The following is a 19442-nucleotide window of genomic DNA, read 5'->3' on the forward strand; positions in this document are numbered from 1 at the left end:
GACCAACGGTCGTGGCCTACCGTGGAATCACATCACCGCGGCCACCAAGCCGACGAACGGCAACCCGCACGCCAGCGGCTTCAACCACCGCTGACGCCAGGGATACAGCCCGAACGCGATCGGCAGCCCGGCAATCGTCAGCGTGCCCAGCCACAGCACCGGGCCGGCGGCCCAGCCGTGGTCCATCACGCTCAGCGCGAATGACACGCACAGCAGCGCCCAGCCCAGCACGCGCCAGCGCGTGCGTACGCCGGCGCTCGCAGCGGCCTTGCCGTGCAGGTCCAGCTGATGCTTTTCCATCGCCAGCGACAGCGCGGTGAACGCGGCGAAGCTCAAGGTCAATGCGAGCAGCATCATGCGCTGGCCTCCGCCGGCACGGCCGGCTTGGCCGCCGCCGCTGCAGCCGCCTGCCGCTTCTTCTTCTCGGCCGCGCTCAGGGCCGGCTGCCAGCGCTGCATGCGCAGGCCGCAGTAGGCCAGCATCGCGCCGAACGCCAGCATCACCAGGTCGAAGCTGGCCAACACCCAGTCACCGGACAGCAAGGTGACGCCCAGATGGGCGTGTGTGGTCAGCGCGTTGACGACTGGAATCAGTGCGAACAACGCCGCGCCCACGTACAACTGGGCCGCCCACATCAGCCGCTTCGGCCACAGGAAGGCGGCCAACAGCGCGGCACCCCAGGCATAGAAGAACACGCTGGCCTCAGCGGCCGGGCGCTCGGCCAGGCCCAGCGGCAACAGCCGGTTGCCCCAGAAATAGGCCGCAAACGCGATCGGCAGGCCGGCCACCGCGCCGATGTTGAGCGCGTCGACCAGACGCAGGCCGAAGCCGATCTTGCCGGACTTGGCATGCTTGGGCCGTTCCTTCACCGCCCACAGCACCACGCCGCTGGCCACCATCAGGCAGCCGACCAGACCGGACAGGAAGAACAGCGCACGCAGCCCCCAGTCGGCAAAGTGGGCCAGGTGCAGCCCATACATCACGCCGCGGGTCTGGGTCGCACCGCCCGGTACCGGGCCCGCCTGCAGCAGCTCGCCACTGACGGCATCGAAACGCAGCGACGGTGCGTCGCTGGACAGGCGTCGACCGTCACGCTGGTAGACATCGACCACGGCATTGGCTGCGCCAGGGCGGGACACGACGAAGCTGCCCACGTCGGCACCCTTCCATTCGCGGCGTGCGCTGTCCAGCAACTGCTGGATCGGCACCGGCGTCGCACTGCCTTCGCCCGGGCCTTCCACATCGGCCATGCGCGCGAACGCTTCGCTGTAGAAGCTGGCTTCGTCGTTCGGGTAAGCCTTGTTCATGCCCCACGGCAGGTACATGAACATCAGGGTGACGATGCCGGTGTAGGTGATCATCGCGTGGTAGGGCAGGGCCATCACCGCGCTGACGTTGTGGAAATCCAGCCACGAACGCAGGCCCTTGTCCGGGCGGAAGGTGAAGAAGTCCTTGAAGATCTTCTTGTGCGTGATCACCCCGGTGATGATCGCCACCAGCATGAACATCGCGCAGAAGCCGACCAGGTAGCGCGCCCACAGCACCGGAATGTAGTGCAGGTCGAAATGTAGGCGGTAGAAGAAGTCGCCGCCCCGCGTTTCGCGGGCGCTGACTTCCTGGCCGCTGTTCGGGTCCACGGTGGCATCGCCGAAGCGACCGCCGCCGCGGCGGCGCTTCTCACCTTCGGCCGGCGGCTTCACCATCGACTCGGGATTGCGCCAGAACATGCGCATGGCGGGGTTGCGCGGACTGGGAAGGGTGACGTTCCACGACTCCGCCTGCGGCGCTTTGTGCTGCAGGAAGGTGAGCGCGCGCTGCGCGGCCACGTCGCTGCTGACCGTGCTGCGCGGCAGCTCCGGGCGCATCCAGCGGCTGATCTCTTCGCGGTAGTAGCTAGCCGTGCCAGCCATGAAGATCAGCAGCAGCAACCAGCCGACCAGCAGGCCGGTCCAGGTGTGCAGCCAGGCCATCGACTGGCGGAAGCCGTTCTTCATGCGCGGCCCTCCAGCAGTAGCGTGCCGAGCCAGAAAAGCGCGGTAGGCAGGGCGATGCCGATCCAGGCGCGCAGTGCGGTGCGGGTGGCGAAGGCCCACAGTGCGGCACAGGCGCACAGCACGATGCCGACCAGCATGCCGGTCAGCACGGCCTGCGAGCGCGCGCCGGGCATCGCCACAGCGAAGAACATCGAACAGGTGGCCGCCAACGCGTAACCACCGAAGATCGCCGCCAGACTGCGGGAAAGCACGCCCAGCCAGGGGCGGGCGAAGAAGCGGCCCACAGGGGCCAGCCAGTGTGCGTCGGGCGTGCTGTCCACGAATTCCTGCAAAGTCGATGTTCCAACGGCAATCGCCCACTGCGAAGCGCAGCAGGCAGCAAGGGCGGCCATCCTTGGCCCAGCCACTGTTTGGCGCAGCGGTATCCCTGGAGCTCGTTCCGTCGTGTCGTATTCGACACGTCAGATCGCGGCGAATGATAGTCATTATCATTTCGTTCTTCAAGCTGCTTGTCGCATCTGTCATGTGATGCGGCGCGTAGCGTCATCTTCACGACATCCCAGCTGAACAGACTGCGCCCCGCGCGGCGGAGCGGAGGGTCCACGCGTCCCCCTTTCGTGTTGACCTGGAGTTGCGAGTGAAGCGTTGTGCGTTGGCCGTTGCCGTTGTGTCCGTTGTTTCTCTTGTTCTGGCTGCCGAAGGGCATGCCCAGGCCGCTCCGGCAGGGACTGCCGCAGCCCCCACCAATCTGGACACGATGGTCGTCACCGGTACGCGCGGCAGCAACCGCACCCAGTTCGACACCCTGGCTCCGGTCGATGTGTTCTCGCAGGAAGAGATCCAGGCGATCGAGTCCAGCGACCTCAATGACGTGCTGGCCCAGCTGGTGCCGTCGTTCGTGGTGCAGCGCATGCCAATGAACGATGGCCTGGTGTTCGTGCGTCCGGCCACGCTGCGCGGGCTGTCGCCGGACCAGACCCTGGTGCTGGTCAATGGTCGTCGTTTCCATCGCTCGGCGCTGCTCGGCGCACGCGGCGCGCAGGGTCCGGACCTGGCGCAGATTCCGGTGCACGCCATCCAGCGCATTGAAGTGCTGCGGGATGGCGCATCGGCGCAGTACGGCTCGGACGCCATTGCCGGCGTGATCAACATCATTCTGGATGACCGCGTCGGCGGTGAGGTCTCGCTGGGCCTGTCCGAATACAGCGAAGGCGACGGTCGTGGCCGCAAGGTCGGTGCACGGCATGGGTTCGCGCTGGGCGACGCCGGCAGCCTGTCGCTGTTTGCCGACTGGGACAAGTCCGATGCGACTTCGCGCAGCCGCCAGCGCGCCGACGCCATCGCCTTCCAGAACGCGCATCCGGAACTGGACGTGCCCAATCCCGTGCAGCGTTGGGGTCAGCCGGATCTGGAGAACCGCCACGCCGGCTTCAACCTCAACCTGGCGCTCAACGACAGCCTGGACCTGTACGGCTTCGGTTTGTTCGGACACAGCGAAGGCCTCAGCGACTTCAACTGGCGTAATCCGGATGGCACCGCCTCGGTGTACAACCCCAGCAGCGTCTTCCCCGGCTGGGACGCACGCTCGCTGTATCCGACCGGTTTCAGCCCGAAGTACGGCAACGAACAGGACGACCTGCAGGGCGTGCTCGGCCTGCGCGGTTACATCGGCGAGCGCTGGCGCTGGGACGTGAGCGCGTCGTACGGCCGCAACGAGATTGATTACACCCTGGACAACGCGATCAACGCCTCGCTCGGTCCGGACAGCCCGACCTCGTTCTATCTGGGGCGCTTGTCGCAGACCGAAAAGAACGTCAATGCCGACGTGGTCTACTCGCTGCCGCTGGCCGCGCTGGACGGTCCGCTCAACATTGCCTTCGGTGCCGAAGCGCGCGAGGAGACCTATGCGGTGAAGGCTGGTGATCCGGCCTCCTATGCGATCGGTCCGGGTGCGGCAACCGGCCTGGCCGGCGGTGCCAATGGTGCCCCTGGCTTCAGTGACACCAACGCCGGCAGCTGGAGCCAGCGCAGTCGTGCGGCCTACATCGACGTGGAAGCGCCGATCACCGCGCGCTGGACGGTGGGCGCGGCGACCCGCTACGAACACTTCTCCGCCTTTGGCGAAAGCATCGACGGCAAGCTGTCCACGCGCTTTGCGTTCACTCCGGATGTTGCCATCCGCGGCTCGGTATCGACCGGCTTCCGTGCGCCGACGCCGGGCCAGCTGTACACCCAGAGCACCCAGCAGGGCCTGGATACGGTGACCCTTCAGGTGTTCACCACCGGCCGTCTGTCGCCCAGCGATCCGCTGGCGGTGCAGCTGGGCGCGCAGCCGCTCAAGCCCGAACAGTCGCGTACCGCGTCGCTGGGCCTGACCTGGAAGACCGACGCAGGCTTCTCCGGCTCGGTGGATGTGTATGACATCAAGGTCACCGACCGTTTCAGCCAGTCGGCCGCGTTTGCCGTACCGGCCGGCACGCCCAATCCGCTGCGCTTCACTTCGGTGAGCTTCTACACCAACGACTTCGACACCACCACGCGCGGTGTGGACGTGGTCGGCAGCTACACCACCGGGCTGGGGGCAGGGCGGCTGAACACCACCCTGGGCTACAACTACAACCAGACCACCGTGGACAGCGGTCGCACCGGCGTGGCCACCAATGACAGCCAGCGCCGGATCTTCGAAGAGCGCCTGCCGGAACACAAGGCGACCCTGAGCAGCCAGTACGAGATCGGGCGCTGGAGTGTGCTGGGCAAGCTGCGATACTACGGGGCATGGACCGACTCTTCCGGCAATGCCACCGGCGACATCTTCCAGCGCTTCGGTGCGATGAGCTTCTTCGACCTGGCGGTGAGCTACAAGGTCACCGACCAGCAGACCCTGCGGCTGGGTGCGGACAATCTGTTCGACCGCTATCCCGACGAAGCCAGCTTCCAGGCCAGCCGTGGCCTGATCTACTCGCGGAACGCACCGTATGACACCGACGGTCGCAACGTCTACGCCGAATACCGGATCCGTTACTGATGGACCGGCAACGACGTCACCTGCTGCGCGGGGCACTCGCCCTGCCACTGGCGGCCAGCCTGACCGGCAATGCCATGTCGGCTGAGCCGGCGTTGCCCGCGCTGGATGGCCGCACCCCGGCGCAGCTGGCCGGGGACGAGGCCTGGTGGGGCCAGGTGCGCGCGCTGTACGACCTCACCGACGAGGTCGTCATGCTCGACAACGGCTACTGGGGCGCGATGGCGCGCCCGGTGCTGCAGGCCTACCAGCAGGCCACCGCGACGGTGAACGCCGGAAACGCCTGGTTTGGACGACGGGAGTTTCCGCCGTTGTTCGAGCAGGCCCGGCTGCGGCTGGCGCAGGTGCTGGCGGTGGAACCGGACGAGCTGGTGCTGACCCGCGGTGCCACCGAAGCCATGCAGGTACTGATTGGCAGCTACCGTCGCCTGCAACCCGGCGACAGGGTGATGTACGCCGACACCGACTACGACAGCATGATCGACGCCATGCAGTGGCTGCAGGCGCGGCGCGGCGTCACCCCGGTCCGCATCGCGCTGCCGGAACCGTTCGATCACGATGGCATCGTGGAGACGTATCGGCAGGCGCTGGCGCAGCATCCACGCACCCGTCTGCTGCTGCTGACCCAGGTCAATCACCGCAACGGCATGCTGCTGCCGGTAGCGCAGATCACCGCGATGGCCCGCGCCGCGGGCGTGGACGTGGTGCTGGATGCCGCGCACGGCATCGGCCAGGTCGATACGCCGCTGCGCGATCTCGGTGCGGACTTTGTCGGCATCAACCTGCACAAGTGGATCGGCGCACCGGTGGGGCTGGGCGCGGTGTACGTGAAGCGGGGCAGGGTGCGTGATCTCGACCCGTACATGGGCGAAGCCGACGGCGACGACCTGCGCACCCGCGTGCACACCGGCACGGTCAATTTCGCCGCGGTGATGGCGTTACCAGTGGCCTTGGATCTGCATCAGCGCATCGGTGTGGCCAACAAGCGGGCGCGCCTGTTGATGCTGCGCAACCGCTGGCTGGATGCGTTGCGTGATGACGAACGGATTCAATTGCTGGCCTCGCCAGACGAGCGCCTCGCCAGTGCCATTGCCGGCTTCCGCCTGCGCGGTCAGACCGGCATGGCGGCGAACGCCGCCACCGCCGAGCGCATGGTCAAGCAGTCCGGCGTGTTCGTGGTGCCGCGCGACGGACTGGCCTCCGGAGCCTGCTTGCGGGCCACGCCGGGCATCTTCAGCACGCCCGCACAGATGGACGCGCTGGTGGCCGCGATCCGTGCGGTGGCGGGGTAGCTGTTACGCGGTGTGCGGCTGACTGAGTGGTTCGACGGTCAGCCGCACGCCGAGTGCAGTGAGGACGCGCTGTACCGTATCGAAGCGCGGATGTGCGCCCGGCTTGAGTGCCTTGTACAGACTCTCGCGACCCAAGCCGCTGCTCTCAGCAATCTGGGCCATGCCGCGTGCACGGGCAACCACTTGCAGAGCATCCTGGAAGTGAGCGGCACTTTGCGAAGCAAGTGCTTCGGTCAGATACACGGCGATGCTGTCATCATCGGTGAGGTAATCAGCGGGGTCGAATGGACTTAGGGTGTGCTTGGTCACGAGAAAGAACCTCTATGCCTATGGAATGCTATCGCGGCGCACATCACAGCTCGGCTGCCATCCGCTGGGCCTTCTTGATGTCCGACGCCTGACTATCCTTGTCACCGGCGCACAACAGGATGATCAACTGCTGACCTCGGCGGGTGAAGTAGACGCGATAGCCGGGGCCGGCGTGAACTCTGAGCTCGCTGACGCCGCCGCCCACCGCTTTGACGTCGGCAGCCCCGCCATTGACCAATCGTTGTATGCGTTCAGCGATAAGTGCACGCGATCGGGTGTCTCGTAGCCGCCGCATCCAGCGATCAAACGCGTCGGTTGCCGCTATCGATGGCTTGGAACGCATTGTATCCATATGGATACAATGCGCAAGTGCTCAGTGATTGTCGATTGGCAAAAGCGTCAGCGCGACGCGCAGGCCTTGGCCATGTCGGCGTGGACGCTGTCGGGCGTCTTGCGGCCGAAGACCTCGGCGATTTCCTTGCGGGTCTTCAGGTCTTCGCACTTCTCCGGGTCGACCGAACCGTCGATGACGGTGCCTCGCACCGGTTCCTGGCCACGGCCTGCAGCGACCTGCTGCTGGCGGCGGGCATCGTAGAGGTTGCGCTGGGCGCGGGTCTTGTCGGCCCAGGTCAGGTTGGGGTCACGCGTGATCGGGCGGGTGACGCCGGTGTCCTGCTCGGGCGGGCAGGGCACGGTCTGGTAGATGGTCTGGCCCTTGTCCGAGCACTTGTACACGCGTCCGGCGTGGGCGCTGCCGGCCAGCGCGCACAGCGCCAGCATCATGATGATCCGTTTCATGGCGGCCCCCTGTGAGCCTGTACGCTACTGAATGGGCGGCAGAATACGTGAAGCCCGTCGCAAAAACACCCGGGCAAAGTGTCAACCGGCGCTCACCACTGCAGCCACACGGTCAACGCGTGCAGCGCCAGACCGATCAGGCCCCCCACCAGCGTGCCGTTGAAGCGGATGAACTGCAGGTCGCGGCCGACGCTCAGCTCCAGCTGTTCCACCAGGTGACGCTCGTCCCAGCCCTTCACGGTCTGCGCGATATGGGTGGTGACGCCTTCGCGCAGGCGGCTGGTGAGCCGTTCGGCACCGTCCATCAGATGCTGGTTCAACGCCTCCCGCAGTGATGGGTCGTTCTGCAGCGCCTCGCCAACCCCGCTGAGGCTGCGACGCAGGTGGCCGGCCAGCGCCGAGTCTTCGCTGGAAAGATCCGCGCGCAGCGCCGCATGGATGCGGGCCCAGAGGCCCTGGACGTACTCCTGCACGGCCGGGTGATCGATCACCCGCTGCTTGATCTGCTCGATCTGTGCGGCCAGTTCCGGGTCTTCGCGCAGGCGGCGGATGTAGTCGGCCAGCCAGGTCTCATAGTCGCGGCGCAGCGGGTGATCGGATTCGGCCAGGATCTGCTGCAGCTCACCCAGAATCGCATGCGCCAGACGCGCGGCAAGGCTGTCGCCGATCTCGTCGATCGGTTTGACCCAGTTCACCGTGCTGGCCAGTTTCGGCCATTCGCGCTGGATGTAACGGACGATCAGTTCGGACGCGCGTTCCTTCACCGCCGGCTTGTCCAGCCATTCGCTGATCCGGGTCAGGCCCTCGTCGAGCACCCGCTGATGGCGGTTGTCGGCGGTCAGCAGACCCAGCAGCTCTCCTGCGGTGGCAGCCGCGTTCCACTGGCGCAGCTGCTGGATCACGAAGCCCTGGATACTGCGGCGGACGGCGGCTTCATCGAGGAAGTCCAGCGCCTGCAAGGCCCAGCCACGCGCCATGTCGGCCAGCATCCGCGACCGCGCCGGGTCGGCCAGCCAACTGCCCAGCCGGCTGGCGGGGTCGAACACCTGCAACCGGGCCAGCAGCGCCTGCGGTTCCAGGAACTGATCGCGCACGAACACCGCCAGACTGTCGGCGATGCGGTCTTTGCTGTGCGGAATGATCGCCGTATGCGGAATGGGCAGTCCCAACGGCCGGCGGAACAGCGCCACCACCGCAAACCAGTCGGCCAGCGCGCCGACCGCGGCGGCCTCGCAGAAGGCCGAGACCCAGGCCCAGATGCCGCGCTCGCCGTTGAGGTGGCTGATGACGAAGCCGGCCAGCATGGCCAGCAGCATCAGCAGCGCGATGGCCTTGAGGCGGCGCAGCTGGGCGCGGCGCGGGTCGGGCGGAGAGATGGAATTCATGCGGCCAGTCTATCGGCCATCACATGATCGCGGTCTGCACGGGGTTGAGGACGGGCGTCGCCGTCCTTTACGCGTTGGCCGCGCGCAGCTCGGCCAGCTGCTTGCGCAATGCGTCGTTTTCCAGCGTCAACGCGATCACCCGCTGGCGCAGTTCGGCCGGGCCTTCGCCCAAGGCTTCCAGCGCCTGCGCGATCTCCGCTTCACGGCTGGGATCGGCTTCAAAGTCGGCTTCGTCGGTGGCCAGCACTTCCTGCACGGGCTTGCGCGGCTTGCGCTTGGACTCGCGCACGCGCTTGGCGGCCTGCTTCAGCTCGTCCTTGCCGGCGGCGGCGGCGGCGCGCTGTTCTTCTTCCGGCAGGTCGGCCACGGCGGCGGCGGCGCTGATCGAGATCACCCCGGTCTTCACCGCTTCCACCAGCTCCGGCGCGGCCTGCTTGTGGATGCGCTCGATCATTCCCACCTGGCTGCTGCTCAGACGCGCTTCGCGGGCCATGTCGGCGCGGCTGACCTTGGGGGCCGGTGCCCACGGCGGGCTGTCTTCGTCACCGGCAGGCGCTGCCTCGGCGATCTCCCCGTCGCTTTCCTGCTGCAGCAGGGCCTGCTCGGCGCGATGGCGCTCGGCCAGGATGTCGCGCTTGCGCAGGGCCAGCACGCCGCGCTGGAAGTCGGACACGCTGCGCCGGCCCAGGTGCTGCTCGATCATCCACAGATGCACGTCGTCCATCGACTTGAAACGGGTGTTCTGCACGGTCTGGAAGGGCAGGCCATGCTTCTGGCAGATGCCAAAGCGGTTGTGGCCATCCACCAGCACGTCGTTCCACAGCACCAGCGCGTCGCGGCAGCCTTCGGCCAGGATGCTGCGTTCGAGCGCCTCATGCTCATCCGCGGTCAGCGGGTCGATGTAGGCCTTGAGTTCTTCTTTGACGACGATTTCCATGCAATCCGGTACGCAGGCGGGACGTGACCGACCATTGTACCGGTCACCCCGTGGCCCGGATCATCTCGCCCAGCACGTCCACGATCCGGTCGATCTGGTCGGTGTCGATGATCAGCGGCGGCGACAACGCGATCACATCGCCGGTGCAGCGCACCAGCAGCTGGCCGTCGCGGAAGCAGCGCTCGAACACCTCATACCCGCGGCTGCCGGGGGCCTCCTTGCGCGCGGCCAGTTCCACCGCGCCGATCAGCCCGAAGTTGCGGATGTCCACCACATTGGGCAGCCCGCGCAGGCTGTGCAGACGGGTCTGCCAGTACTCGCCGAGTTCGATGGCGCGGTCAAACAGACCCTCGGCCGCATAGGTATCCAGCGCCGCCATTGCCGCCGCGCAGGCCAGCGGATGGGCCGAATAGGTATACCCATGGAACAGCTCGATGGCCCCGGGCGGCCCCTGCATGTACGCGCTGTGGAGGGCGTCGGAGACCAGCACCGCGCCCATCGGTACCGCCCCGTTGGTCAGGCCCTTGGCCATCGTCAGCAGGTCCGGGGTGACCCCGAAGCGCTGTGCGGCAAAGGCATTGCCGACGCGGCCAAAGCCGGTGATGACCTCATCGAACACCAACAGGATCCCGTGCTGGTCGCAGATCTCGCGCAGTCGCTGCAGGTAGCCCGGGGCAGGCAGGATGACCCCGGCCGAGCCGGCGATGGGCTCCACGAACACCGCCGCGATGGTGGAGGCGTCATGCAGCGCGATCAGCCGTTCCAGATCCTCGGCCAGCTCGGCACCGTGGCGGGGCAGGCCGGGGCTGAACGCGTTGCGTGAGAGGTCCAATGTGTGGCGCAGGAAGTCAGCGCCAGGCAGCAGCGGACCAAACGCCTTGCGGTTGTTGGGTAAGCCGCCGATCGACAGGCCGCCAAAGCCGACGCCGTGATACGCCTTTTCGCGGCCGATGAAGCGGGTGCGCTGCCCCTCGCCGCGCAGGCGGTGGTAGCCCAGCACGATCTTCATCGCCGTATCCACGGCCTCGGAGCCGGAATTGGTGAAGAACGCATGGTTGAGGGAGGCCGGGGCCAGTGCCGCGAGCCGCTGCGCCAGCACGAACGGCAGCGGTGTCCCCATCTGGAACGGGGGCGCGAAGTCCAGCTGCGCCGCCTGCTCCTGGATGGCCTGGACGATGCGCGGGCGGGCGTGCCCGGCATTGCAGCACCACAGCCCGGCAGCACCGTCCAGGATCGGGCGGTCGTCGACGTCGTGGTAGTACATGCCCTCGGCGCGGACCAGCAGGCGCGGCGCGGCCTTGAACTGACGATTGGCGCTGAACGGCATCCAGAACGCCTCCAGCGACTCGGGGCGTTGCCGGGACAGCGTGGACAGCGGCGGGGTCTGCGCGGACGCCATCGGTCACTCCGGAGTTGAGCGGGTGTTCACGACTCTATCGCAGGTGCATCACGGCGGACCGTGACGGCCACGGTATAACGTAAACCCTGCTTGCCCGGGCCGGAGGGCCGATGACTACCGTGCATGACAGCGCCGCGCGCACCCTTGCGCAGTGGCAGCAGCAGGCTGACCTCCTGCGTCCGCAGGGCCAGGCCTTCATCGACGGACGCTTCGTTGACGCGGCTGACGGCGCGCGCTTCGACTGCATCAGTCCCATTGACGGTCGGGTGCTGACCCAGGTGGCTGACTGTGGTGCCGCCGACGTCGACCGCGCGGTGACGGCGGCACGCCGCAGCTTCGAGGCCGGGAACTGGTCACGTGCGGCACCGGCGCAGCGCAAACGGGTACTGCTGCGGCTGGCGGACCTGGTGGAGCAGCATGCCGACGAACTGGCGCTGCTGGAGACCCTGGACATGGGCAAGCCGGTGCGCGACGCCCGCGACGACGACCTGCCCGGGGCGGTGCGCTGCCTGCGCTGGACCGCCGAAGCGGTGGACAAGCTGTATGGCGAAATCGCGCCCACCGGGGTGGACACGCTGGGGCTGATCACGCGCGAGCCGGTCGGCGTGGTGGCGGCCATCGTGCCGTGGAATTTCCCCCTGTTGATGGCGACGTGGAAGATCGCGCCGGCGCTGGCGGCCGGCAATTCGGTGATCCTCAAGCCGTCCGAGCGCTCCCCCCTGAGTGCGGTGCGCCTGGCCGCGCTGGCCGCCGAAGCCGGCATTCCCGACGGCGTGTTCAATGTGTTGCCCGGGCACGGTCAGCGCACCGGCGAGCCGCTGGCGCTGCACATGGACGTGGATGCGCTGGCGTTCACCGGCTCCACGGCGGTCGGGCACACCCTGCTGCAGTGCGCCGGACGTTCCAACCTCAAGCGGGTGTGGCTGGAGTGCGGGGGCAAAAGCCCGAATCTCGTGTTTGCCGATGCACCGGATCTGGATGCCGCCGCCAAGGCCGCTGCCACCGGCATCTTCTACAACCAGGGCGAGGTCTGTACCGCCGCATCGCGCTTGCTGGTGCACCGATCCATCCAGGCCGAGTTCGTGCACCGGGTGCTGGCGCACGCCCAGCACATGCAGCCCGGCCACCCGCTCGACCCGCAGGCCCCGATGGGCGCGCTGGTCGATGCCGCGCACGCCGGGCGGGTGCTGGACTACATCGCGCGCGGACAAGCCGAGGGCGCGCGTGTGCTGCTGGGCGGCAAGCGCGTGGAGGTGGTGGCAGGAGGAAGCTACGTGCAGCCGACCGTATTCGACGAGGTCGATGCCCGCCACGTCCTGGCCCGCGAGGAGGTGTTTGGCCCCGTGCTGGCGGTGCAGGCGTTCGAGCGCGAGGAGGAGGCGCTGCGGCTGGCCAACGACTCGGTGTATGGCTTGGCGGCAGGGGTGTGGACGCGCGACCTCGGAAGGGCGCATCGCGTCGCCCGGCAGCTGCGCGCCGGCAGCGTGTGGGTCAACCAGTGGGACGGAGGCGACATGACCGCGCCGTTTGGCGGCTACAAGCAGTCCGGGATCGGCCGTGACAAGTCGCTGCATGCGTTCGACAAGTACACCGAGCTGAAGGCGACCTGGATTCATCTGGGGAATTGATACGTCTGCAACCATCCCCCCGCTGATTGCAGGCCCCGTGGCAGAATCCGGCAGCTGCCTTCCTGCGTATCCCCGATGTCGACCACCGCCGCTGCAACACCCGTCAATTCGCCCCGCCGTGTGCTGGCCGCCAGCCTGATCGGCACCACCATCGAGTTCTTCGACTTCTACATCTACGCCACCGCGGCGGTGCTGGTGTTTCCGCACCTGTTCTTTCCACAGAGCAGCGAGGGCGCTGCGCTGCTGCAGTCGCTGGCGACCTTTGCGGTGGCGTTCATCGCGCGCCCGGTCGGTTCGGCGGTGTTCGGGCATTACGGCGACCGCATCGGCCGCAAGGCCACCCTGGTGGCCGCGCTGCTGACCATGGGCGTGTCCACCGTGGCCATTGGCCTGCTGCCCACCCACGCCAGCATCGGTCTGGCGGCCCCGGCGCTGCTGGCGTTGTGCCGGTTCGGCCAGGGTCTGGGCCTGGGCGGCGAGTGGGGTGGGGCGGTGCTGCTGGCGACCGAGAATGCACCGCCGGGCAAGCGCGCCTGGTACGGCATGTTCCCGCAGCTGGGTGCACCCCTGGGCTTTCTGCTGTCAGCCGGCATATTCCTGCTGCTCGGCCGGCTGATGAGCGACGCGGATTTCCTGCAGTGGGGCTGGCGCATTCCGTTCCTGGCCAGTTCGCTGCTGGTGGCGGTGGGGCTGTGGGTGCGCCTGAACATCCATGAGACGCCGCAGTTCCAGGCCGCGCTGGATCGCAACGAGCGCGTGCGCCTGCCGATGTGGACGGTGCTGCGCCACCACCCGCTGACCCTGCTGCTGGGCACGCTGGGGGCGTTTGCGACCTTCGTGCTGTTTTACCTGATGACCGTGTTCACCCTGGGCTACGGCACCACCGTGCTGCATTACAGCCGTGAGCAGTTCCTGCTGATGCAGATGGTCGGGATATTGTTCTTTGCCGCGGGCATTCCGTTGTCGGCGATGTACGGCGACCGCTGGGGCACGCGCCGCACCATGATCGTGGCCAGTGGGCTGATCCTCGGTTTCGGGGTCGTGTTCGCGCCCTTGTTCCAGGCCGGCAGCCCGTGGATGGTGATCGGCTTCCTGTCGCTGGGCCTGTTCCTGATGGGGCTGACCTATGGCCCCTGCGGCACCTTCCTGGCGGAAATCTACCCGGTGCAGGTGCGTTACACCGGAGCCTCGCTGTCGTTCAACATCGCCGGCATCCTCGGCGCGGCTCCGGCTCCGTATGTGGCCACCTGGCTGGCCGAACGCTTCGGCCTGCTGGCAGTGGGCTACTACCTGTGCCTGACCGCGCTGGTCACGTTGTTGGCGCTGCTCGCGATGAGCCGGCGCGCCGCACTCAGCCGAACAGCCGCTTGACCGTGCGGCTGACCCAGCCGCCCTGTTCGTGTTCGCGTGCGAACTTGTTGAGGTGCGCCTTCACCGCCGGCGCGTAGGCCTGGTCATCGCCGCGGATGTGATTGAACAGCCAGCGCGAGAGCATGTTGCGCAGCTCATCGGTGACGTCTTCGCCGGCCTGGAAGCGCATGCGGTACTCGAGCACGCGCTTGCCGAAGATCTCATGCACACGCTTGTGCGCCGCGCAGAACGGATAGCCGGCTTCCTCCATCAGCTCTTCTTCGAACGCGAAGTGCGACATGGTGTAGTCGATCAGTTCGTCGATCACTTCAGCCACCGCCAGTCGATGCATGCTGGTCTGCGCCGCGTGCAGATGGTTGAGCATCTCCACGATCCGCATATGCTGGTGATCGATGACGTCGATCCCTGTGTTGAGATCGTCCTGCCAGACCAGAACTGCCATGTCGCGCTCCCTGTGCGATTGCCTTTGGGAGCACTCTAGGCAGGGGGCTGGGCCCCCGCGTTGATCTGGATCAAGGCAGCGCTTCGGCAACCCGGGCGGGGATGGCGCTGGTGCTGCTGCTGACCCGGTTGCGGCCGCCGGCCTTGGCCAGATAGAGCTGGCGGTCGGCTTCGGAGATCAGCAGGTGCAGCGAGTCGCGCTGCGGGCTCAGGCAGCACACCCCGATGCTGACGGTCATGCGCAGGACGGTCGGCCCCAGATGCACCTGCAGCGAGGCGATCCGCTGGCGCAGTATCTCGAAATAGCCGAGCGCCTCGTCTTCTTCCAGCCCCGGCACCAGCAGGCAGAACTCCTCGCCACCAAAGCGGCCGGTCAGGTCCTGGTCGCGGGCGTGGTCAGCCACGGTGGCAGCCACCGCACGCAGTGCTTCGTCGCCGGCTTCGTGGCCGTAGGTATCGTTGATGTGCTTGAAGTGGTCGATGTCGATCATCGCCACGGCCACCTTCTCGCCGCTGTGCTGCAGCGCCGGTAGCTGGCGCTGGCTCTGCTCCAGGAACGAGCGGCGGTTCGGCAGGCCGGTCAGGAAGTCGCGCGTGGCCAGGTCCTGCAGGGTGCCGATCAGCTCCAGCTGGTCGACGTTCTGCGACACACGGCAGAAGAACTCTTCGCGCGAGAAGGGTTTACGCAGGAAGTCGTTCGCGCCGTTCTTCAGGAAGCGTGGAATCAAGGTCTGGTCGGTGTTGCCGGAAATGCCGATCACCGCAACCTTGTCGCGCGAGCGCAGGGTGCGCAGGCGGCGGGTGAATTCCACCCCCTCCATGCCGGGCATTTCCTGGTCGACCACGGCCAGGCGGATGGCCGGATGGGCTTCAATGGCCTTCAGCCCTTCGGCCCCGTCAGCGGCTTCGTAGACGTCGTGGCCGTACATGCGCAGCAGCGAGGCGGCGTACATGCGCGCGGACATGGAGTCGTCCACCACCAGTGCGGCAATGCGGCGATTGCGCTCGAGGCGCTGCACCAGCCACACCAGGTAGTCGACGCTGCCGGGGGTGTTCTTCAGCACGTAGTCGATGATCTGCTGCTGCAGCACGCGCTTGCGCAGGTCTTCGTCGTAGACACCGCTGACCACCACGGTGCGCAGGCCACGCGACAGGAAGTACTCCACCACCTGGTCGCGGTCACCGTCGGCCAGGACCAGCCCGGTGAGGACCAGGAACCAGCCGTCTTCCTCATCCAGCAGGCGACCGGCTTCGGCCAGACTGGTGGCGACGGACACCGGCAGCTCCAGCCGCTGCTCGATGGCTTCCTTCAACATCGTGGTGAACGTGCGCGAGTTCTCGACCAGCAGAATGCGCTGGGGGAGTGCATCACCGGGGCTGCTGTCAAAAGCGCCCTGCAACAGTGCCGGCATGTTTGGTTCGCTCGATTCCGGGTGGTTCAGGTTTGGTAGCGGCCAGCCCCCGGGGGACTTTAGGGGCAAATTCTGAATCTGCGCAGGCTTTCACATTTCTCACTGACGCTCACGAAATGTGTCGCGTAGCGCGTAGGGACGGGCCACCTGGCGACCCGCAGCCACGCAGGGCGTGGCTCTACGGTTCGGCTAGCTCCACCGACCACACCGGGACCTTGCCGTCGTCATACAGCACCAGCGAAAAGCGTCGGTTGCGGTAGATCTCGATTGGCACCGCCTCCGGCGCGGTCTTCAGCCGCCACGACGGCAGCGAGGTACGGGCCGAGACGGCACCCGCCGGGATGGCCCAGAACAGATGTCCGACATTGGCGAAATGCACCAGCACCCGGCCACTGGGATCCTTGACCTGGTAATACGTGATCTCGTCGCTCTCGAACCCGCACACGCTTAAGTTGTCGTCCACCGTCATGCGCTTCGCCTCCGGATCTGCATCCGATTCCCCGCGGCCAGCTCAACCGTGGTCGCTGCGTGAAATAAAGGCTAAGGGCGTGTGTGGGGTGACGGCTTTGAAACGATTCTGATTTTCGGTCAACTGCCTATGGCAGTGCAGACACGCGCGCTGTCTCCTGCAACACCATGCGAATGCAACCGCCCCGGCATTCAATCCTTCCACCATAGGCCCGGATGCGTGCGCTCAACCGCTCAATCGCCAGCATCGTGGTGGCGGCGCTGATCGTCTGCGCGGGATCCAGCAGGCGCAGCGTCATCACCAGTCCCTGCATCTGCCCTTGCTGCCCGCAACGCACGCGTACCCGCATCTGCCCGGGCTCGCGCTCCAGCAGCAACGCCACCGCCTCGGTCAGGGTGCGGTACGCCGCCAGCTGAAGGTCCACGCTCAACCGGCACGGATCCCCGCCGAAGCGCGGCGGCAATACCCGGTAGCTGCGTTCCCATTCCTGGCCGACGCCCCCGGTCTGCAGCGCCAGGTACAGGCCGATCTGCTCCAGTGCGGCCGGGTACACCATGCTGGTCTGCGCGCGGAACTGCCTCGAACAGACTTCGGCGGTGTGCAGCAGGCTCTCGGCCAGCCGTGAATATCCGTGCGCCTGCAGCCACTGCACCATCTGCGCGTGTGACAGGTCGATGCCGTCGCCGACCCGGCGCATCTGCTGGGCGCGGTGGCGCAGGGCGACTTCGCTGGCATGCACTGCGGCGCGCGCCTGCGCCAGCACCAGCTGCTCGCCGTGCGCGTGGGTCCGGTACTGCCGGCGGTAGTGGCTGAGGCTCGCGCCCAGCGCGAGCAGCGCGGTGCCATACAGCGCCAGGTGCTGCTGCCAGTGGTAGGTGTCCACGTCGAAGGATCCCGGCCGGCCGGTGGTCGACATGCTGATGGCGGTGACGATGCTCCAGAACGGCACCGCGATGGCGGCACCGCGCCACCCATGCAGCACGGTCAGCGCAATGGCGGGCAGGGCCATGAGCAGCAGCAGGCCTGCGCGCAGTGACGTGGCGTGGTCTGGCAGCAGCGCGGCTCCGAGCCCCAGGCCCGCCAGCACACAGGCCGCCGCGGTGGTGCGCGGGTCAAAGTGTCGCGGCCATCGTGCGTCAGGCGTGCGACGGATCCACAGCAGCGCGAGCGGAGCCAAGGTCAGGATCGCGGTGAAATCGCCGATCAGGAACACGACGGCCTGGTGCAGCATCGGCGCATCTGGCGGTGTCGCCCACAGCAGGTGAATGGACAGCAGTTTCAGCAGACAGGTCGCAGCCGATGCCAGCGCCGCCACTGAAGGCAACCACAGCTCGTTGCGCGCGGCGATCATGCGGCGGTGCAGCTGCACCACGCCCATCACGGCGGGCATCAGCACGGCCGATCCGGCCACCGCCCAGGTCAGTCCGTAGGTATCCACCATGGGGGCACGCAGGCGCGCGAAGTAGGCGTACTCGCCCAGCAGCAGATACGGCCACAACCGCGGCGGTACCACGATCAATGCGGCGACCCGCAGACCGGCCGGCAGGAAGAACTGGTCCACCGACAGGTGCCACAACCCCCAGCAGGCCAGGGCATACACCACGGCCAGCATCAGTCCCTGTTTCGCGTTGCCTGACGTCATGTCGCGTCCTGTCATTCCGTTCCAGAGTTACCACAATGCATCGCGCAGTTTGTACCAGGACATCGCCGCCACCAGCAGCGGCGTGCGCAGCAGCCGACCGCCGGGGAAGCGGCGGTGCGGAATGCGTGCGAATGCGTCCAGGCGCTCGTTCTGCCCGGCTATGGCGGCGGCGATGACGTCGCCGGCCAGACCGGTCGCCGCCACGCCGTGGCCGGAGAAGCCCTGGGCGAAATACACGTTCGGGGTCAGCCGGCCCCAGTGCGGGGCGCGGTTGCGGGTAATGTCGACGAACCCGCCCCAGACCTGTTCCAGCCCGACATCACGCAGCTGCGGAAACACCTGGTGCATACGTCGGGTCATCACGCCGCGCAGCCCCGGTGGGGGCAGGGCGGAGTAGCTGGCGCGGCCGCCAAACAGCAGCCGGTGGTCCGCGCTCATCTTGAAGTAGTCCAGCGCCCAGCTCACATCGGCAACGGCCATGTCGTTGCTGATCAGGGCGCGTGCCCGCGCTTCACCCAGTACCGGCGTTGCGCCGATGTAGGTGCCGACCGGCATGATCCGCGACTCCAGCTCCGGGGCGATACCGCTGAGCAGCGCATTGCCAGCAATCACCACATGGTCGGCGCGCACGCTGCCTTCGGCGGTGCGCAGCTGCGGCTGCGCATCGCGCACCAGCTGCTGCACCGGGCTGGCTTCGTGGATCACCACGCCCAGTCCTTCGGCCGCCCGGGCCAGACCCTGTGCATAGGCGAGCGGGTGCAGGTGACCGCTGGCCCCGTCGAACATCGCGCCCCGATAACGCGGGCTGTCCAGCTGGCTGCGCAGCTGCTCACGGTCCCACCACCGCAGCGGGTAGTCGTAGTGCTCCACCAGCCGCTGCATGCCGCGGCGCAGTTCATGCTCCTGGCGGGCATTGATCGGCACGCTGGCATGGCCGTCGCGCCAGTCACAGGCGATCTGGTAATGCTGCAGGCGGTGGCGCAGCAGGGCCATGCCCTCGCGCGAATAGTCGAACAGGGCGCGCGCGTTGGCATTGCCGACCAGCCGTTCCAGTGTGTCCACTTCGCAGCCAAAGCCCACGATGGCCTGGCCTCCATTGCGGCCAGAAGCTCCCCAGCCGACCCGCTGCGCCTCCAGCACGGTGACGCGGTAGCCGCGCTCGGCCAGCGACAACGCGGCCGAAAGCCCGGTATAGCCCGCGCCCAGCACGCACACATCGGCCTGGGTGTCGCCACGCAGGGCAGGGCGCAAAGGCGCGTCAGGCACGCTGGTGGCGTACCAGCTGGGCGCGTGTGGCTGTCCGGCAGGGCGCGCCAGGGTCATGTGAAAGGGGCGAGGGAACG

The 19442-nt window shown here is 67.2% G+C and carries 18 protein-coding genes; 4 read left to right on the plus strand and 14 right to left on the minus strand.

What is annotated here, in order from left to right; translation table 11 throughout:
- Window positions 1–27: 27 nt before the first annotated feature.
- The 3 genes from QMX83_RS07065 to QMX83_RS07075 are packed head-to-tail and all read right to left on the minus strand — an operon-like array spanning window position 28 to window position 2326.
- A complete protein-coding gene (locus QMX83_RS07065; protein WP_282295911.1) occupies window positions 28–357 on the minus strand; it encodes a DUF3325 domain-containing protein in 330 nt (109 codons plus the stop codon).
- On the minus strand, window positions 354–1994 hold the full coding sequence (locus QMX83_RS07070) for a PepSY-associated TM helix domain-containing protein (protein ID WP_282295912.1): 1641 nt from the start codon (window positions 1992–1994) through the stop codon (window positions 354–356). Before QMX83_RS07070 ends, QMX83_RS07065 begins: the two co-directional genes overlap by 4 nt.
- Complete coding sequence (locus QMX83_RS07075; RefSeq protein WP_282295938.1) at window positions 1991–2326, minus strand: DUF3649 domain-containing protein; 336 nt, start codon at window positions 2324–2326, stop codon at window positions 1991–1993. The genes QMX83_RS07070 and QMX83_RS07075 overlap by 4 nt, the downstream gene beginning before the upstream one ends.
- A gap of 356 nt (window positions 2327–2682) precedes the next feature.
- Here QMX83_RS07075 and QMX83_RS07080 point away from each other — a divergent pair, with 356 nt between their 5' ends.
- Window positions 2683–5019 carry a TonB-dependent receptor gene (locus QMX83_RS07080; RefSeq protein WP_282295939.1) on the plus strand — a complete coding sequence of 779 codons (2337 nt, stop codon included), beginning with the start codon at window positions 2683–2685 and terminating at the stop codon, window positions 5017–5019.
- Window positions 5019–6308: an aminotransferase class V-fold PLP-dependent enzyme gene (locus tag QMX83_RS07085; protein WP_282295913.1), complete on the plus strand. Its 1290-nt coding sequence runs from the start codon at window positions 5019–5021 to the stop codon at window positions 6306–6308. The genes QMX83_RS07080 and QMX83_RS07085 overlap by 1 nt, the downstream gene beginning before the upstream one ends.
- Before the next feature lie 3 nt (window positions 6309–6311).
- Here QMX83_RS07085 and QMX83_RS07090 read toward each other — a convergent pair whose 3' ends face one another.
- From QMX83_RS07090 to QMX83_RS07115, 6 genes are all read right to left on the minus strand, one after another.
- On the minus strand, window positions 6312–6617 hold the full coding sequence (locus QMX83_RS07090) for an addiction module antidote protein (RefSeq protein WP_282295914.1): 306 nt from the start codon (window positions 6615–6617) through the stop codon (window positions 6312–6314).
- Between the two features lie 43 nt (window positions 6618–6660).
- The gene (locus tag QMX83_RS07095; protein WP_282295915.1) at window positions 6661–6960 is read right to left on the minus strand and encodes a type II toxin-antitoxin system RelE/ParE family toxin; all 300 of its coding nucleotides are present in this window, start codon (window positions 6958–6960) and stop codon (window positions 6661–6663) included.
- A 56-nt stretch (window positions 6961–7016) separates the two neighbouring features.
- The gene (locus QMX83_RS07100; RefSeq protein ID WP_282295916.1) at window positions 7017–7415 is read right to left on the minus strand and encodes a DUF4124 domain-containing protein; all 399 of its coding nucleotides are present in this window, start codon (window positions 7413–7415) and stop codon (window positions 7017–7019) included.
- A 92-nt stretch (window positions 7416–7507) separates the two neighbouring features.
- Window positions 7508–8800 carry a DUF445 family protein gene (locus QMX83_RS07105; protein ID WP_282295917.1) on the minus strand — a complete coding sequence of 431 codons (1293 nt, stop codon included), beginning with the start codon at window positions 8798–8800 and terminating at the stop codon, window positions 7508–7510.
- 67 nt (window positions 8801–8867) lie between these two features.
- Window positions 8868–9737 (minus strand): plasmid replication/partition related protein, encoded by an 870-nt coding sequence (locus QMX83_RS07110; protein WP_282295918.1) that lies wholly within the window; start codon window positions 9735–9737, stop codon window positions 8868–8870.
- Between the two features lie 43 nt (window positions 9738–9780).
- Window positions 9781–11136 (minus strand): aspartate aminotransferase family protein, encoded by a 1356-nt coding sequence (locus QMX83_RS07115; RefSeq protein ID WP_282295919.1) that lies wholly within the window; start codon window positions 11134–11136, stop codon window positions 9781–9783.
- A gap of 110 nt (window positions 11137–11246) precedes the next feature.
- On the opposite strand from QMX83_RS07115, the gene QMX83_RS07120 reads away from it, so the two are divergent.
- Both QMX83_RS07120 and QMX83_RS07125 read left to right on the plus strand, forming a co-directional pair.
- Window positions 11247–12764 (plus strand): aldehyde dehydrogenase, encoded by a 1518-nt coding sequence (locus QMX83_RS07120; RefSeq protein ID WP_282295920.1) that lies wholly within the window; start codon window positions 11247–11249, stop codon window positions 12762–12764.
- 75 nt (window positions 12765–12839) lie between these two features.
- Entirely contained in the window at window positions 12840–14135 is a 1296-nt protein-coding gene (locus QMX83_RS07125) for an MFS transporter (RefSeq protein WP_282295921.1), read from the plus strand.
- On the opposite strand, the gene QMX83_RS07130 is transcribed toward QMX83_RS07125, so the two are convergent.
- From QMX83_RS07130 to QMX83_RS07150, 5 genes are all read right to left on the minus strand, one after another.
- On the minus strand, window positions 14116–14577 hold the full coding sequence (locus QMX83_RS07130) for a bacteriohemerythrin (protein ID WP_282295922.1): 462 nt from the start codon (window positions 14575–14577) through the stop codon (window positions 14116–14118). The genes QMX83_RS07125 and QMX83_RS07130 overlap by 20 nt on opposite strands.
- Window positions 14578–14647: 70 nt before the next feature.
- Window positions 14648–15988 (minus strand): diguanylate cyclase, encoded by a 1341-nt coding sequence (locus QMX83_RS07135; protein ID WP_282295923.1) that lies wholly within the window; start codon window positions 15986–15988, stop codon window positions 14648–14650.
- Window positions 15989–16166: 178 nt separating this feature from the next.
- Entirely contained in the window at window positions 16167–16457 is a 291-nt protein-coding gene (locus QMX83_RS07140; RefSeq protein WP_282295924.1) for a hypothetical protein, read from the minus strand.
- Window positions 16458–16584: 127 nt separating this feature from the next.
- Window positions 16585–18099: an MASE1 domain-containing protein gene (locus QMX83_RS07145; RefSeq protein ID WP_282295925.1), complete on the minus strand. Its 1515-nt coding sequence runs from the start codon at window positions 18097–18099 to the stop codon at window positions 16585–16587.
- A 27-nt stretch (window positions 18100–18126) separates the two neighbouring features.
- Window positions 18127–19422: an FAD-binding oxidoreductase gene (locus QMX83_RS07150; RefSeq protein WP_282295926.1), complete on the minus strand. Its 1296-nt coding sequence runs from the start codon at window positions 19420–19422 to the stop codon at window positions 18127–18129.
- Window positions 19423–19442 lie beyond the last annotated feature (20 nt).

This window comes from Stenotrophomonas sp. PS02289 (genome assembly GCF_029960115.1).
GTDB lineage: Bacteria > Pseudomonadota > Gammaproteobacteria > Xanthomonadales > Xanthomonadaceae > Stenotrophomonas.